Origin of the sequence: Paraburkholderia sp., assembly GCF_035948235.1 — a bacterium.
Taxonomy (GTDB): Bacteria; Pseudomonadota; Gammaproteobacteria; order Burkholderiales; family Burkholderiaceae; genus Paraburkholderia.
Window position 1 is genome coordinate 21,942 of the sequence record NZ_DASZJJ010000033.1, and the last position, 15,713, is coordinate 37,654.

Consider the following 15,713-nt stretch of genomic DNA (forward strand, 5'->3'; position numbering starts at 1 on the left):
CGGCCATGGCGCAGCGCAAGAAGGGGCAAGTCCAGGCGGTTCAATCGAGCGCGCTCGGCGAAGACGCCGTCGCGCATACCGGGGCAGGCACGCAGCCCCAGCAGGCGGCCGAGGCACCGGCACGGCATGAGGCGCAGCCGCACACCCATGCACGCACTTCGCGCTGCAGCAGCGAATCCGCGCAATGGGAAACCGTTGCGCTCACGTTGCAGGGCGGCGGGGCGCTTGGCGCCTATCAGGCGGGCGTGTACGAAGGGCTTTTCGAAGCCGGCATCGCGCCCAACTGGATCGCGGGCATCTCGATCGGCGCGCTCAATACGGCGCTGATCGCGGGCAACGCGCCCGAGCATCGCGTGGCGCGTCTGCGCGAGTTCTGGGAGACGATTTGCCAGCCGGCCTGGAGTCCGCCGTTGCCGGCCTTCCTTGAGCACGCGCTCTTCAACGCGGGCGACGCCGTGCGCAAGACCTTCACGGCGTTCCAGGCGGCGGGCGCCATCGTCGAAGGGCAGAAGGGCTTTTTCACGCCGCGCTTCCCGCCGCCGCTGCCCAATGCTTCCGGACAGCCCGGCAAGGCCAGCTACTACGACACCACGCCGCTGAAGGCCACGCTCGAGCGTCTATGCGATTTCGATCGCATCAACTCGGGCGAGGTGCGCGTGTCGCTGGGCGCCGTGAACGTGGGCACCGGCAACTTCGTGTACTTCGACAACACCACCACGAAGCTGCGCCCCGAGCATTTCATCGCTTCGGGTGCGCTGCCGCCAGGCTTTGCGGCAGTGGAGATCGACGGCGAGTACTACTGGGACGGCGGCCTGATGTCGAATACGCCGCTCTACGAGGTGATCCAGACCACGCCGCGGCGCGACACGCTCGCGTTCCAGGTCGATTTGTGGAGCGCGCGCGGACCGGTGCCCGACAACATCACCGACGTCCAGGGCCGCATGAAGGACATCCAGTATTCGAGCCGCACGCGTCTCGTGACCGACATGCTGCAACGCTCGCAGCGTTTCCGTAATGTGCTGCGCGTAGTGCTGGAACGCGTGGCGCCCGAACATCGGCATGATGCGTGGGTCGAGCTGGCGGACGAACTCTCGTGCTCGAAGAAGTACAACGTGCTCCATCTGATCTACCGGCAGAAGGAGTACGAAGGCCACTTCAAGGACTTCCAGTTCGGCACCACGACGATGCGCGAGCATTGGTCGAGCGGCTTGCAGGATATTCGCGCGACGCTGGAGCAACCTGGCTGGCTCGACAAGCCCGACAACGACTCGGGCTTCGTCACGCACGATATTCATCGCGATATGCGCGGCCACCCGAAGTAAGCCGATCGCGGCAAAACAAAAGGCGTCCGTTCTTGCGAACGGACGCCTTTTTTTATCGCAGCCCCAGCCAGTGGGGCTAACGTGTGAGGCTTACTTCAGCACAGCCGACACAGCGCTTGCAACTGCGTCGAGGTTGCGCGTGTTGAGCGCGGCCACGCAGATGCGGCCCGTGCTCACGGCGTAGATGCCGAACTCTTCGCGCAGGCGGTCGACTTGCGCAGCGGTGAGGCCCGAGTACGAGAACATGCCGCGCTGCACGTTGATGAAGTTGAAGTCGCGGTCGACGCCGGCAGCAGCCAGACGCTCGACGAGACCCGTACGCATCGCGCGGATGCGGTTGCGCATTTCGCCGAGTTCGGCTTCCCACATTGCGCGCAGGTCGGCCGAGCCGAGCACCGCTGCGACCACCGAGCCGCCGTGCGTCGGCGGGTTCGAATAGTTCGTGCGGATCACGCGCTTGAGCTGCGAGAGCACGCGCGCCGATTCTTCCTTGCTGGACGTGAGGATCGACAGCGCGCCGACGCGCTCGCCGTACAGCGAGAACGACTTCGAGAACGACGACGACACGAACACGTTGAGTTCCGTCGCAGCGAACAGGCGCACGACTTCGCCGTCTTCGGCGATGCCGTCACCAAAGCCTTGGTAAGCGATGTCGAGGAAGGGCACCAGTTCGCGCGCCTTCACGACTTCGATGACCTGCTTCCACTGGTCGACGCTCAGATCGACGCCGGTCGGGTTGTGGCAGCACGCGTGCAGCACGACAACCGTGCCCGCTGCGTAGCCGTTCAGCGCCGAGAGCATGCCCTCGAAGTTCACGCCGTTGGTCTGCGCGTCGTAGTACGGGTAGGCGATGACTTCGAAGCCTGCGCTTTCGAACAGCGCACGGTGGTTTTCCCAGCTCGGATCGCTGATCGCGACCTTGGCGGCCGGGTTCACGCGCTTGAGGAAGTCAGCGCCGATCTTCAGCGCGCCCGTGCCGCCCAGCGCCTGCGCCGTGACGACGCGGCCAGCGGCGATCAGCGGCGAGTCGTCGCCGAGCAGCAGCTTTTGCACCGCGGCGTCATAGGCGGCGATGCCTTCGATGGGCAGGTAGCCACGCGGCAGGCCGGCTTCCACGCGGGCCTTTTCCGCTTCGCGAACAGCGCGCAGCAGCGGAATCTTGCCTTCCTCGTTGGTGTACACGCCCACGCCGAGGTTCACCTTCGTCGCGCGTGCGTCGGCGTTATAGGCTTCGTTCAGACCCAGGATCGGGTCGCGGGGGGCGAGTTCGACAGCGGAAAAGAGGGACATGATGGTTCGGCAAAAGTGAAGGGAGAAGCTCGGTGGTCCGCGCGCCGCGGGTATGACGAAAGACTTCTGCTGCGCGCCCGATACGGCGAAGGCGCGCGGGGCGGCCGGCCACGCAACGCGCTATTGTAACGAATCCTCAAGCCGGTTTTCCGCCGACTGCAATGCCAGCGGGGCCTTTATGGCCGGTTTTTGCCCGCGTTTCGGCTCCGCCGCGCGCAAAAACCGCGCGCCTCGCCTCTTGCAGTCGCGCACCTGGCGCCCCATCTGCATACGACCCAGCAGTGCAAAAACGCCTCGCCGATGTAGGTCCATATCGGCAGTCATGCCGCTGCGTTCCCCGCCCACGCACTCTAAAGCGCCTCGCTCCCGCCCGGTGGCGAAACGCTAGAATGTTTGTTTGCTCCGCGCACAGGATGTCATCCATGTCCGACCACACCGTCGCCGAGGCCCCCGCGCTCGACGAGTCGAAGTTCGTCCACTACGACGGCTCGCCGTTCCAGCTTTACCAGCCGTATCTGCCGGCCGGCGACCAGCCGACGGCGATCGAGACGCTCGTCGAGGGCGTGGCAGACGGTCTGTCGTTCCAGACGCTGCTGGGCGTGACGGGCTCGGGCAAGACCTTCACGATGGCCAACACCATCGCGCGGCTAGGCCGCCCGGCCATCGTGTTCGCGCCCAACAAGACGCTCGCGGCGCAGCTATACGCTGAATTTCGCGAGTTCTTTCCGCGCAATGCGGTCGAGTACTTCGTCTCGTACTACGACTATTACCAGCCGGAAGCCTATGTGCCGCAGCGCGATCTGTTCATCGAGAAAGACTCGTCGATCAACGAGCATATCGAGCAGATGCGCCTGTCGGCCACCAAGAGCCTGATGGAGCGCCGCGACGTGGTGATCGTGGCGACGGTTTCCGCGATCTACGGTATCGGCAATCCGTCCGAGTATCACAAGATGATTCTCACGCTGCGTCAGGGCGACAAGCTCGGCCAGCGCGACATCATCGCGCGCCTGATCGCGATGCAGTACAACCGCAACGAACAGGACTTCCAGCGTGGTACGTTCCGCGTGCGCGGCGACACCATCGACATTTTCCCGGCCGAACACGCCGAAATGGCCGTGCGCATCGAACTGTTCGACGACGAGATCGAAACACTGCAACTGTTCGATCCGCTCACGGGCCGCGTGCGCCAGAAGATTCCGCGCTTCACGGTCTATCCGTCCTCGCACTATGTGACGCCGCGCGAGACCGTGCTGCGCGCCGTCGAAACCATCAAGACCGAGTTGCGCGACCGGCTGGAGTTTTTCCACACCGAAGGCAAGCTGGTGGAAGCGCAGCGGTTGGAGCAGCGCACCCGTTTCGACCTGGAAATGCTGCAGGAACTGGGCTTCTGCAAAGGCATCGAGAACTATTCGCGGCACTTTTCGGGCGCGCTGCCCGGCGAGCCGCCGCCTACGCTGGTCGATTACCTGCCGCCCGACGCGATGATGTTCCTCGACGAATCGCACGTGCTGATCGGCCAGTTCAACGGCATGTACAACGGCGACCGCGCGCGTAAGGAAAACCTCGTCGATTACGGCTTCCGGCTGCCTTCGGCGCTGGATAACCGGCCGCTCAAGTTCAACGAGTTCGAGCGCAAGATGCGCCAGGTGGTGTTCGTCTCCGCCACGCCCGCCGATTACGAGAAGCGGGTGACCGGTCAGATCGCCGAGCAGGTGGTGCGGCCCACGGGGCTTGTGGATCCGACTATTGAGGTGCGTCCGGCGTCCACCCAGGTGGACGACGTGCTCTCCGAAATCAACGCGCGCGTGGAAGTGGGCGAGCGCGTGCTGGTGACCACGCTCACCAAGCGCATGGCCGAGCAGTTGACCGAGTTCCTGGCCGATCACGGCGTCAAGGTGCGCTATCTGCACAGCGACATCGACACGGTCGAGCGTGTGGAAATCATCCGCGATCTGCGTCTGGGCACCTTCGACGTGCTGGTGGGCATCAACCTGCTGCGCGAGGGGCTGGATATTCCCGAAGTCTCGCTCGTGGCGATTCTCGACTCGGACAAGGAAGGCTTCCTGCGCGCCGAACGCTCGCTGATCCAGACCATCGGGCGCGCCGCGCGTAACGTGAACGGCAAGGCGATTCTCTACGGCGACCGCATCACGGATTCGATGCGCCGCGCGATCGACGAAACCGAGCGCCGCCGTGCGAAGCAGATCGCGTTCAACGAAGAAAACGGCATCGTGCCGCGCGGCGTGGTCAAGCGCATCAAGGACATCATCGACGGCGTCTACAACGTGGACGACGCCCGCGCCGAACTGCGCGAGGAGCAGGAGCGCGCGCGTTTCGAGGACATGTCCGAGAAGCAGATCGCCAAGGAAATCAAGAAGCTCGAAAAGCAGATGATGGACTACGCGAAGAACCTCGAATTCGAAAAGGCCGCGCAGACGCGCGACCAGTTGGCGCTGTTGCGTCAGCGCGTGTTCGGGGCCAATGTGGGAGATCATCCGGCCTGAGGCCGTAGCGAGCAACAACGCCTGCGAGGGCGAAACGGCAAACAGGACAGGGCGCACGGTTCAACACCGTCTGCGCCCTTTTTTACGGCCATCGCCCCTCGCGAAATATCAGGCGGAAGCGCGCCGTAAGCCTGCGTTAACTTGACGCTGCTAAAACCCTGCTGCGAAGGGGTTTTCCTTACGACGCAATTTGTTCCCCATCGGCATCGGTGTTAAACTTCGCCATTATTGAGAATTGTTCGCATTAACATTTTCACGTTGATGCACTCGATGACGGTTGTACCTCTCATAAAAAAATCAGGAGTTTCGATGCGGATCCAAACTTTCGTGCGCGGCGCTGCCGTCATCGCGGCTGCGGCCGCTGCGTTTTCGGTCCAGGCGGCCGAGTACCCGATCGGCAAGCAGCAGATCCAGGGCGGCATGGAAATCGGCGCGGTCTATCTGCAGCCCATCACCATGGAACCGGAAGGCATGATGCGCAAGGCGTCGGATTCCGACATCCACCTGGAATCGGATATCCACGCGGTGAAGAACAACCCGGTGGGTTTCGCCGAAGGCGACTGGATGCCGTATCTGCAGGTGCACTACGAACTGAGCAAGCCGGGCACGAGCTGGACGCACAAGGGCGATCTGATGGCGATGGTCGCCAACGACGGTCCGCACTATGGCGATAACGTCAAGCTCAACGGCCCGGGCAAGTATCACCTCAAGCTCGTCATCGAGCAGCCGATGGAAACCGGCCACATGGCGTTCGGCCGCCACGTCGACAAGGAAACCGGCGTGGGTCCGTGGTTCAAGCCCATCACGCTCGAATACGATTTCCCGTTCGCGGGCATCGGCAAGAAGGGCGGCTACTAAGCATGCCGCGAGCGGCCCGCGCCTGAGCGATCCATGGTGACGCCGGGCGCGGGCCGTTTGCTGGAACAGCGATGAGTCCCACGTCTGGCGAGTCGATCGACGCGCGGGACGGCCAGGACACCAAGGAGCAGGTAAGACTGATGACTGGAATGCGGAAGTTGGCGGCGTTGTGTGCGCTGTCCCTCGGGGTGTCGTTCTCAGGCATGGCGACGCTCGCGCACGCCGATGATCTGCCGACGTTCAAGCTCGAAATGAACGACGGCAAGCTCAATCCGGCGCGCATCGAAGTGCCGGCAGGCAAGCGCGTGAAGATCGAAGTGCGCAACACGGGCAAGGGTGCGGCGGAGTTCGAGAGCGTCCAGTTGCGCAAGGAAAAAGTGCTGGCGCCGGGCGCGGATTCGTTCGTGGTGATCGCGCCGCTCGATCCGGGCGAGTACAAGTTTTTCGACGATTTCCATCAACAGGCGCAAGGCGTCATTGTTGCGAAATAAGCGTCGGGCAATAGGCGTTGCGTAGTCAGGAACGCGGCTGGCATACGGCTGGCGGCAGGAGGTGTTGAATGGGTCAGGTATTGTTCATCGTCTGGCGGGAGAGCGTTGAAGCGCTGCTCGTCGTCGGCATTCTGTATGCGTGGCTGAAGAACGGCGACGCCGGCGCACGGCGCGGCTTGCCGTATCTGTGGGCGGGCGTGGGTCTGGGCATTCTGGCGGCGGTGGCGCTGGGCGCGGCGCTGGTCGGCTTCACGGAAGTGCTGTCGGGCGACGCCCAGGACTACTTCCAGACCGGCATGGTGCTGGTGGCCTGCGTGCTGATCGTGCAGATGGTGCTGTGGATGAAGCAGCACGGCCGCACGCTCAAGCGCGAGATGGAAGAGTCGCTGGAAAAGACCACGCGCGACGCCAACTGGTGGGGCATCACGGTGCTGGTGGCGCTGGCCATCGCGCGCGAAGGCAGCGAGACGGTGATCTTCCTTTACGGCCTCGGTTTCGGCCAGTCGGGTCATGTCGACGCCAGCCAGTATCTGGCCGTGCTGCTGGGCCTGGGCCTGGCGTTCCTGACGTTCTATCTGCTGCAACTGGGCGGCAAGATCTTCTCGTGGCGCCTCTTTTTCCGCATCACGGAGATCATGCTGCTGTTCCTCGGCGCGGGCCTGTTCCAGACCGGCGTCGACAAGCTGATCGACAAGGAAGTGCTGCCGACCCTCGTCGACCAGATGTGGAATTCGTCGGCGCTGCTCGACGATTCGAGCACCTTCGGTTCGCTCGTCGCCACGCTCACGGGTTATCGCGCCCACCCGGCGCTGATGAACCTGATCGCTTACGCAGTGTACTGGCTCGTGGTGTGGTTCCTCGCGCGTCGCGCGAGCGGCCGCAACGCCGCCGCGGCCCGGAGGAAGGCAGCATGAGTTGTGCATCGGCCCAGCCGCCCGGGATGCGGCAGGGCAGGCTGGCCCAGGCGGGTCAATGGATGCAACGGCACGGCGCGGTGATTCGCGGCGTGCAGTGGGTCGTGGTCGCCGTCTACGCATTCCTGATTCTGGTGCCGGCGGTCATGCCGCTGCCCGACGACACCTCGCACCTCTGGAACAACCTCACGCTCGCGGCGCAGTTCGTGTTCTGGGGCATCTGGTGGCCGTTCGTGCTGCTTTCGATGGTGATGCTCGGACGCGTGTGGTGCGGCGTGCTGTGCCCCGAAGGTGCGCTCACCGAATTCGCCAGCAAGTTCGGACGCGGCTGGGCGATACCGCGCTGGATGCGCTGGGGCGGCTGGCCTTTCGTGGCCTTCGGCCTCACCACCATCTACGGGCAGATGGTAAGCGTCTACCAGTACCCCAAGGCGGTGTTGCTGGTGCTGGGCGGATCGACGCTCGGCGCGATGGTGATCGGCTTTCTGTACGGGCGCGAAAAGCGCGTCTGGTGTAAATATCTCTGCCCCGTGAACGGGGTTTTTGCGCTTCTGGCGCGTCTCGCGCCGTTCCGCTTCAAGGTCGACGAAGACGCGTGGCGCAACTCGTACACGCACGGCGAGCACGGCGGCCATCGCGTGATTCCCGTCAATTGCGCGCCGCTCGTGCCGCTGCGCAATATGAAGGGCGCCGCGCAATGCCATATGTGCGGCCGCTGCAGCGGTCATCGCGACGCCATTGCGCTGACGTGGCGCTCGCCCGCCGAAGAAGTCGTCGAACTGGGCGACAGCCAGGCCAACGGCTGGGACACCGCACTGATTCTGTACGGACTGCTTGGTATTGCCATTGGCGCGTTTCACTGGACTGGCTCGCCGTGGTTCATCGGCATGAAGCAATGGCTGGCGGGCTGGCTGATCGATCGCGATATCACCTGGCCGCTCGATACCAACGCGCCATGGTTCCTGCTCACCCATTACCCGGAGCAGAACGACGTGTTTTCGTGGCTCGACGGCACGATGATCGTTGGCTATATCGTCGCCACCGGGCTTGTGTATGGCACGGCGCTGTTCGCGATTCTCGCGGCCTCCACAGCGACGCTTGGGCGCTTCGAGATGCGCCGTCTGCATCACTTCGCGCAGGCGCTGATTCCGCTGGCTGGCGCGGGCGTGTTTCTCGGTCTGTCGGCTACGACGTTGTCGCTGCTGCGCGCGGAACACGTGCCGCTCGACTGGGCGACCGAGGTGCGCATCGCGATTCTCGTCATCACGAATCTGTGGAGCGCGTGGTTGGCCTGGCGTGTCACGGGTCGCTACAGCACGCGCTTCTGGCAGCGTGGTCTCGCGATGCTGGGCTTCGCGCTCGCGCTCGCCGTGGTCGATAGCGCGTGGTGGCTGATGTTCTGGGGCTGGACGCGTTGAGCCTTATTCCTGCGGCGCTGATATAGGCGGTATACGCCGCATTGGGGCGTCGTAGCGCAAGTGTGGGTGCTACTCTCAAGAAACCGGGTCGACTTAGTGTCGCCCGGTTTTTTACTTTTTGGAGACACGCATGCGAACGCGAGCAGTACTGACCGATGAAGACGTGATCCGGGTAGCCGACGCAGCCGTCGCGCATGCCCGCGCGAATGAATGGAACGTGACGATCGCGATCGTCGACGATGGCGGGCATCTGCTGCATCTGCACCGCCTCGACGGCGCGCCGCCCATCAGCGCCGAGATTGCACCGGGCAAAGCGCGCACGGCGGCGCTCGGGCGGCGCGAAAGCAAGGTGTACGAAGAGGCGATCCGTCAGGGCCGCACGGCGTTCCTGAGCGCGCCGATGACGGCGATGCTCGAAGGCGGCGTGCCGATCATCGTCAAGGGCGACGTGATCGGCGCGGTGGGGGTGTCGGGCGTGAAGTCCGAACAGGACGCGCTGATTGCGCAGGCGGGCATCGCTGCGCTGAACGTAGATTAAGGAAAGGGTTTACGAGAAGGGGGAGGTCGCGGTTATAATCGCGGCTCGGTATCGCTGATTCACATAAACGCGAACCGCCGCTGCCTTCCCCATGCAGCACAAAAAGCAACACCGGCAACATCTTCAAAAAGCAAAAGCCGCGGACTTTGCCGCGGCTCTCACCAGGGCGGCTACGCTTCGCGCACCGCTCCCGTATTCCAGGTGAGAACAAAAAAATGGCTTGGCTTGCTGTGACGGCCGGCTTGAAGCTTGAAGGATGTATGCACGAAGGGGTCTAGATCTCGCGTGCAAGCCGTCGTTGCTGGCTACTGCCCAACGCCTCTCGATGGAGGCGGTCCCCACAATACCCGGTACTAAAAATCAAACCTCACTTGGTGAGAATCAGCTTGCCCAATCGCGTGGCGCGTAGCTGATAGGTCTCGCCGTTGTGCAGGATGCTCACATGGCTGCGGCCTTGCAGCAGGGCCGTGCTGTCCAGCGAGCGCTCGCTGCTTGCGGGCGTGTTGCTGGCCGGTTCGGTGGTACGCGTGACGGTGACGGGAGCGCTTGCCTTCGGTGCTCGCGGGCCGGTCAACGCGGAGCCCGAGCGGCGCAGGCTAAGTGTTGATGAGCGGTTAAATTCAGTCATGAACGTGACGGGCTGTCTGTGTCTCGATTCGATGAATGAATTCTAAATGATAATTGTTCTTATTTTCAATTGCGATAAATTGATCGAAATCGGGTAGCGATAGCTTTATGCCCGATGCGCCCGTACGTCCCTGAAAAAACAACGCCCGGCGCAGGGCCGGGCGTTCGATGGAAACTTCAGTGCAGCGGCGCTTCCGGCTCGCCCGGACCCTGCACGTACTGGCGGATCAGCCGCACGGTGTCGATGTCCGACTCGCGATAGGCCGATTTCACGATCTCCGACGTCTCGTGCTCCTCGCCCGTCTCGGCGGTCGGCAGGGTGGTGCTGTACTCGAAGCGCAGGAACAGCTGCAGCGCGTCGGGCTCCTCGATCGTCATCGTGAGCGAGCCGCCCACGTACTCGGCGGTCGGGAGGATGTCGTAGCGCACGCTCTCGTTGGGCGCGAACGTGACGCGGTCGCGCACGGTGGCGTGGCCGTAGTGCAGCTCGCGCTCGAGCGTGTCGCCTGCGCGGGCAAGGATCGTGCAGCTATCGAGCCCGAGCACGAAGAGCTGCGGCTGTTCGGCGCGCAGCACGAGGCCCTCCCAGAGCTGCTCGCGCGTCATCGGCTGCACGAGCGGATTCGTCGGGTCGTTGATCTGGATAAGGTGTTCGAAATTCAAGGCGACGGCTTCCTGTGATGTCCGTCCGCTTTCACGCGGCGACAAGTCCCGAGCGGATCTGGATCGAGTTCGTGAGGACCTTGTGGACCGGGCAGGCGTTGGCGATCTGCAGCAGACGCTCGCGCTGCTCGTCCGAAAGCGGGCCTTCCAGCGCGATCTGGCGATCGATGGTCGTGCCTTCGCTGCCGGTTTCCATCGACAGCTTCACGCGCACGCCTTCGAGCGGCCACTCCTTGCGCTGCGCATACATCTTGAGCGTGATCGAGGTGCAGGCGCCGAGACTCGACAGCAGCAGCGAGAAGGGCGTGGGCCCACGGTCGCCGCCGCCAAGCGATGCCGGTTCGTCGGCGATCCACGTGTGGGTGCCGTCGTCGAACTGGACCTGATAGTTCGTCGAGCCAATGTGTGCGGTGACTGCGGTGTCGGCCATGCGCGCCTCGCGGACGGAACGGTTGAATGGAATCCGCCGCGCCCGGACTCGAAGCCCGGTGCGCGGCGTGCAAAACCTTATTGTGACAAAAAGCGGCGCTGGCTGTGGGTTAGCCCCGGGTTAGCCTCAGGTTAGCCCCGGCATTGGCCATGTCGCGCATGGCGCATGCCGTCGTCCAGCCACCCTTAGTGCGAGATCCGCCCCATGCGTCCGGCCTGATAGTCGAGCACGGCCTGGCGGATCTCCTGCTCGGTATTCATCACGAACGGGCCGTAGCGCACAACCGGCTCGTTCAGCGGCAGCCCGCCGATCAGCAGCACTTCCACTGACTCCGTCGCATCGGCAGGCGCTGCGATGGTGACAGTTTCGCCGTCGCCCGCGAACGCCACCATCTGCTGCGCGCCAATGGCCTCGCCTTCGGCGCCATACTGCGCGGTGCCCGACACGCCATAGGCGAACACATTCCACGCCGGCGGCACCGGCTGCTCCACGTGTGCGCCGGGCGCGAGCGTGAAGTGCAGATAGAGGATGGGCGTGCGCGTTTCGATGGCCGCCTTTGCGCCCAGCGATTCGCCTGCGATCACCTTGACGGTGGCCTTGCCATCCGCCGAGCGCCCCTGCGGAATGCCCGCATGCGGCATCTCCTGATAGCGCGGCGCGATCATCTTGTCCGAAGCCGGCAGATTCACCCACAGCTGCAGGCCGTGCATGCGGCCGCCCGTGCGTGTGAATTCGGGGTCAGGCATTTCGCTATGGATGACGCCGGCGCCCGCCGTCATCCACTGCACGTCGCCGGGATTGAGCGTGCCCGAATGGCCCACCGAATCCTTGTGGCCGAAGCGGCCCGCGAGCATGTACGTGACGGTCTCGAAGCCACGGTGCGGGTGGTCGGGCGCGCCCTTGGCGGCGCCTGGAGCGTAGTCGGTGGGCCCCATCTCGTCGAGCAGCAGGAACGGATCGAAATCCATCAGCTGACGGGTGGGGAAGGGGCGATGGACGACGAACCCACCGCCCTCGGTGGTGCGAACGGCGGGGAAAACGTGGGCGATCGAGCGGACGGCCGACATGGATATCACCTCGAAAAAATGGGAATTGAGCGATATGCGAAACAAACCGCTATTATAGGTAGCCGATTTGGCCTGTTTGACCGCCTGATCGCAATGGATTGTCCCATCGCTGGAACGACGACATGAAAATCGATTCGCACAACCTGAACGACCTGATGTACTTTTCGCAGGTGGTCGAACACGGCGGATTCTCGGCGGCCGAGCGGGTGCTCGGCATTTCCAAGTCGCGGCTGTCGCGCCGCGTGAGCGAGCTGGAGGCGTCGCTGGGCGTTCGTCTGCTGCAGCGCTCCACCCGCAAGCTCGCGCTCACCGAGGCGGGCGAGCTGTTCTACCAGCACTGCCGCGCCATGCTCGCGGAGGCCCAGGCTGCCGTGAACGTGGTGCAGTCGCTGCGCTCGTCGCCGCGCGGCACCGTGCGCGTGAGCGTGCCGGTCACGCTGTCGCAGACCATCTTTTCGCAGATCATTCCCGAATTCATGCATCGCTTCCCCGAAGTGCGGGTGGTGATGCGCGTGACCAATCGCGTGATCGATCTGTTCGAGGATTCCGTGGATATCGCGCTGCGCGTGCGCTCGGAGCCGCCGCAGAACGCCAACATCGTGGTGCGCCCGCTGTGGCGCACGGAACAGATGCTGGTGGGCGCGCCCAGTCTGCTTGCGCAGAACGCGCCGCCGCTCACGCCCGACGATCTAACGCGTTTCGAGACACTCGATACGCCCACGGGCGACGGTCGTCATGTGTTCCATCTGATCGCGCCGGACGGCACGCGCCATTCCCACGAACATGAGCCGCGTCTTATCAGCGCCGACCTCACGACGATTCGCGAAGCCGCGCTGCAAGGCCTCGGCATCGCCGCGATGCCGGAGATGATGTACGGCGCCGCGCTGCGCTCGGGCAAGCTTTCGCCGGTGATGCCGGGCTGGACGCTGCCGGTGCCGCAACTCTATGCGGTGTTTCTCTCGCGCCAGGGGATGGTGCCGGCGGTGCGCGCGTTCGTCGATTACCTCGTCGAAGTGCTCGACGCCGACAAGAGTCTGCAACAGGAATGTCCGCTCAAGAGCGATATCGATGCGTTGATCGCAAAGAACGGCATCGACGCGAAGCAGCAGGGCGTGACCCAGAGCGGGCAACGTGCTAAGCCCGCAAGCAATATCGAAACGGCTTGAAGCCCTAACTACAGCGCGTGCTACGAAGCTTTGCGAACATGCACGCGCGTGCGCTTGTATGAAGGCTTTTTCTGCGCTCGCCCCACGTTTGTTTTTGACATTTAAGCGTCATCAGCAATCGTTACTTTCAATGGCTTAAGCCTTGTAGTGAGCAAGCGAGAGGCATATATTGAAGTCCTCTCGCCAAGCACCGGTCTTGTGCGGGAATTGATGGCCGCTATCATAGCGAGCCTTCAGGGCCGAACGCGCAGTCCGTGTCGATCACGGCAGTCGCATGTGCCGACGTGAACCGAGCGATTGTCGGGGAGTGTCGCCACCGCCCGAATGCGCCGCGTGCGCACAAAAAAAGGCCTTCATCCGACGATGGAGGCCTTTTACTTTGTACGCCAATAATTCGGCATCCGAATCAAATGATGTAAAAGAAAACGCGCGGCGAAAGGGCCGCGCGTTGGTGTGTTTCTGTGTTGATGCAACGCTCAATGCATCACTTGTGCGCCGGATCGGTCACGAAGCCGAGCTTCGTGAGACCACCGCTTTGTGCAGCCGACATCACCTGCGCCACCTTCTCGTACTGGACCTTGCGGTCCGCGTTCAGGTGCAGTTCCGGCTGCGGTTCCTGCTGGGCGGCCGCCGCGATCTTCGTGCTCAACTGCTCGTCGCTCACGGCATTGCCGTCCCACAGCACCGTGCCGTCCGCTTCGATCGAGACATTGATCTGCGCGGGCTTGGTGTCTTCCTTCTGGCTGCTCGCGTGCGGCAGGTCGATCTTCACGGCGTGACGGATCACGGGGATCGTCACCATGAAAACGATCAGGAGAACCAACATGACGTCGACGAGCGGCGTCATGTTGATTTCGTTCATGAGGCCATCGTCGTCATCGCTGGCAAAAGGGCTCATCGCCATGTTGCTTGCCTCCGCGGATTAGTGGGTGCGTGCGGCGACGCGCAGATTCGCGCTGGCGCCGTTGCCGCCCTTGGCCGTCGACGACAGGCGCGCGCCCGTCACGAAGAAGGCGTGCAGACCGTGCGCGAAGCGGTTGAGCTTGGTGACGATCGCCTTGTTGGCGCGCGTGAGGGCGTTGTAGCCGAGCACCGCCGGGATCGCCACGAACAGGCCGAATGCCGTCATGATGAGCGCTTCGCCGACCGGACCCGCGACCGCGTCGATCGAAGTCTGGCCCGACGCGCCGATCGAGAGCAGGGCGTGATAGATGCCCCACACCGTACCGAACAGGCCGACGAACGGCGCCGTGCTGCCGATCGAGGCGAGGATCGCGAGGCCCGCCTGCATCTTCGCAACCGACTCGTCCATCGTGTCCTTCAGGCAGCGCGTGACCCAGTCCGACACGTCCATGCGGTCATGCAGATGCGGTTGCGTCTGGTGATGGTGATCGGCGGCTTCCTGACCCGAAAGGGCCAGCGCGAGGAACGGATTCTCTTCGCGCGTGCCGTTGCCGAGCTTCTTCACGCCATCGGCGAGATCGTCCGAATGCCAGAACTGCTGTTCGGCGTTCTTCGTGAGGCGCTTGAGGCGCGCGACGTTCCAGCCCTTCACGACGATCACGCACCACGACAGCACCGACATGATGAACAGTGCGAGCGCGATGCCGCGCGTCACGAAATCCCCTTGCGCCCAGACGTGAGCGATACCGTAGTTCTGCATGCTTTTTCCTTTAATTCAATTCATCAAAACAGTGTGATTCTCATTCAGACGCGCCGCGCTGGCAGCGCGCCTGACAGCTGTGCGATTCAATCGTGCAGGCTGAAATCGAACGGTTGCGTGTAAGCCGCGCGCACCGGCTGGCCGTCCTCCAGGTACGGCTTGCAGGCGCTGTTGCGCATCGCGTCCATGGCCGCGTCGTCGAGGCGGCTGTAGCCGCTGGACTTGCGCAGCTCGATGTTCTCGATCTTGCCGGTCAGGCCCACCACGAAGTGCACGAGCGCGGTGCCGGTCTCGCCGCGGCGCTTCGAGAGCGTCGGGTAGTCCGGCTCGACAATGCGGCAGTCGAGGTGCGAAACGTTCTTCGGTGCGGACAGCGCCATTACGGGCTTGGCAGGCGCCGGGGCGGCCGCTTGTGGCGGAGCGGGCGGCGTCGGCGCGGGCGGCGCCGGATCGGCGGGCGCGGGCGTTTCAATGGCGTGCTGCGAAGGCGCGGCGGCGACGGGCAGTGGCGGCGTGGGCGTCGGCTTTAGCTTGGGCTGGGGCCGGGGTTTCTCGCGCTTGACCGGCACCGGTTTGGGCGGCGGCGGAGTGGGCGTGGACTGGATCGCGGCCGGGGCGGCGACCGGCTCGGGTTTGAGCAGCTCGGCCGTGATGGCTTGCGATTCGAGTGCGATGGGCTTGGCGTCGTCGCGGTGCGTGAGCACGACGGCGATGAGCGCGGCGTGCAGCGCAAGAACGATCGCCGTCGCGGTCACGACACGG

16 protein-coding genes are annotated in these 15,713 nt (G+C 63.8%); 8 read left to right on the forward strand and 8 right to left on the reverse strand.

Annotated features, from left to right (window positions below; translation table 11 throughout):
- The first annotated feature begins 5 nt into the window (after positions 1-5).
- Positions 6-1,322, forward strand: coding sequence for a patatin-like phospholipase family protein (locus VG320_RS02060; RefSeq protein ID WP_327198507.1), 1,317 nt, complete (start codon positions 6-8; stop codon positions 1,320-1,322).
- Positions 1,323-1,412: 90 nt separating this feature from the next.
- Here VG320_RS02060 and VG320_RS02065 read toward each other — a convergent pair whose 3' ends face one another.
- Positions 1,413-2,612 carry an amino acid aminotransferase gene (locus tag VG320_RS02065; protein ID WP_327198508.1) on the reverse strand — a complete coding sequence of 400 codons (1,200 nt, stop codon included), beginning with the start codon at positions 2,610-2,612 and terminating at the stop codon, positions 1,413-1,415.
- Positions 2,613-3,034: 422 nt separating this feature from the next.
- Between VG320_RS02065 and uvrB the strand changes: the two genes are divergently transcribed.
- The 6 genes from uvrB to VG320_RS02095 all read left to right on the forward strand — a co-directional run bounded on the left by uvrB (position 3,035) and on the right by VG320_RS02095 (position 9,335).
- Entirely contained in the window at positions 3,035-5,116 is a 2,082-nt protein-coding gene (gene uvrB, locus VG320_RS02070) for an excinuclease ABC subunit UvrB (RefSeq protein ID WP_327198509.1), read from the forward strand.
- Positions 5,117-5,425: 309 nt separating this feature from the next.
- Positions 5,426-5,974, forward strand: coding sequence for an iron transporter (locus VG320_RS02075; protein ID WP_327198510.1), 549 nt, complete (start codon positions 5,426-5,428; stop codon positions 5,972-5,974).
- A gap of 149 nt (positions 5,975-6,123) precedes the next feature.
- Positions 6,124-6,465 (forward strand): cupredoxin domain-containing protein, encoded by a 342-nt coding sequence (locus tag VG320_RS02080; protein ID WP_414695943.1) that lies wholly within the window; start codon positions 6,124-6,126, stop codon positions 6,463-6,465.
- A gap of 68 nt (positions 6,466-6,533) precedes the next feature.
- Positions 6,534-7,379, forward strand: a complete 846-nt coding sequence (locus tag VG320_RS02085; protein WP_327198511.1) for an FTR1 family iron permease — start codon at positions 6,534-6,536, stop codon at positions 7,377-7,379.
- Positions 7,376-8,797 carry a 4Fe-4S binding protein gene (locus VG320_RS02090; protein WP_327198512.1) on the forward strand — a complete coding sequence of 474 codons (1,422 nt, stop codon included), beginning with the start codon at positions 7,376-7,378 and terminating at the stop codon, positions 8,795-8,797. Before VG320_RS02085 ends, VG320_RS02090 begins: the two co-directional genes overlap by 4 nt.
- A gap of 130 nt (positions 8,798-8,927) precedes the next feature.
- Entirely contained in the window at positions 8,928-9,335 is a 408-nt protein-coding gene (locus tag VG320_RS02095; protein WP_327198513.1) for a heme-binding protein, read from the forward strand.
- A gap of 367 nt (positions 9,336-9,702) precedes the next feature.
- Here VG320_RS02095 and hemP read toward each other — a convergent pair whose 3' ends face one another.
- From hemP to VG320_RS02115, 4 genes are all read right to left on the reverse strand, one after another.
- On the reverse strand, positions 9,703-9,963 hold the full coding sequence (hemP, locus tag VG320_RS02100; protein ID WP_327198514.1) for a hemin uptake protein HemP: 261 nt from the start codon (positions 9,961-9,963) through the stop codon (positions 9,703-9,705).
- Positions 9,964-10,139: 176 nt separating this feature from the next.
- A complete protein-coding gene (locus VG320_RS02105) occupies positions 10,140-10,625 on the reverse strand; it encodes an SRPBCC family protein (protein ID WP_327198515.1) in 486 nt (161 codons plus the stop codon).
- Between the two features lie 31 nt (positions 10,626-10,656).
- Positions 10,657-11,055 carry an OsmC family protein gene (locus VG320_RS02110; RefSeq protein ID WP_327198516.1) on the reverse strand — a complete coding sequence of 133 codons (399 nt, stop codon included), beginning with the start codon at positions 11,053-11,055 and terminating at the stop codon, positions 10,657-10,659.
- Between the two features lie 185 nt (positions 11,056-11,240).
- The gene (locus VG320_RS02115; RefSeq protein ID WP_327198517.1) at positions 11,241-12,122 is read right to left on the reverse strand and encodes a pirin family protein; all 882 of its coding nucleotides are present in this window, start codon (positions 12,120-12,122) and stop codon (positions 11,241-11,243) included.
- Positions 12,123-12,244: 122 nt separating this feature from the next.
- On the opposite strand from VG320_RS02115, the gene VG320_RS02120 reads away from it, so the two are divergent.
- On the forward strand, positions 12,245-13,288 hold the full coding sequence (locus tag VG320_RS02120) for a LysR family transcriptional regulator (RefSeq protein WP_327198518.1): 1,044 nt from the start codon (positions 12,245-12,247) through the stop codon (positions 13,286-13,288).
- 484 nt (positions 13,289-13,772) lie between these two features.
- Here VG320_RS02120 and VG320_RS02125 read toward each other — a convergent pair whose 3' ends face one another.
- The 3 genes from VG320_RS02125 to VG320_RS02135 form a co-directional block, all read right to left on the reverse strand.
- Positions 13,773-14,192, reverse strand: coding sequence for a biopolymer transporter ExbD (locus tag VG320_RS02125; RefSeq protein ID WP_327198519.1), 420 nt, complete (start codon positions 14,190-14,192; stop codon positions 13,773-13,775).
- 18 nt (positions 14,193-14,210) lie between these two features.
- Positions 14,211-14,951, reverse strand: coding sequence for a MotA/TolQ/ExbB proton channel family protein (locus tag VG320_RS02130; RefSeq protein ID WP_327198520.1), 741 nt, complete (start codon positions 14,949-14,951; stop codon positions 14,211-14,213).
- 86 nt (positions 14,952-15,037) lie between these two features.
- Positions 15,038-15,713, reverse strand: a 676-nt coding sequence (locus tag VG320_RS02135) for a TonB family protein (protein WP_327198521.1), incomplete at its 5' end; no start/stop codon positions are given.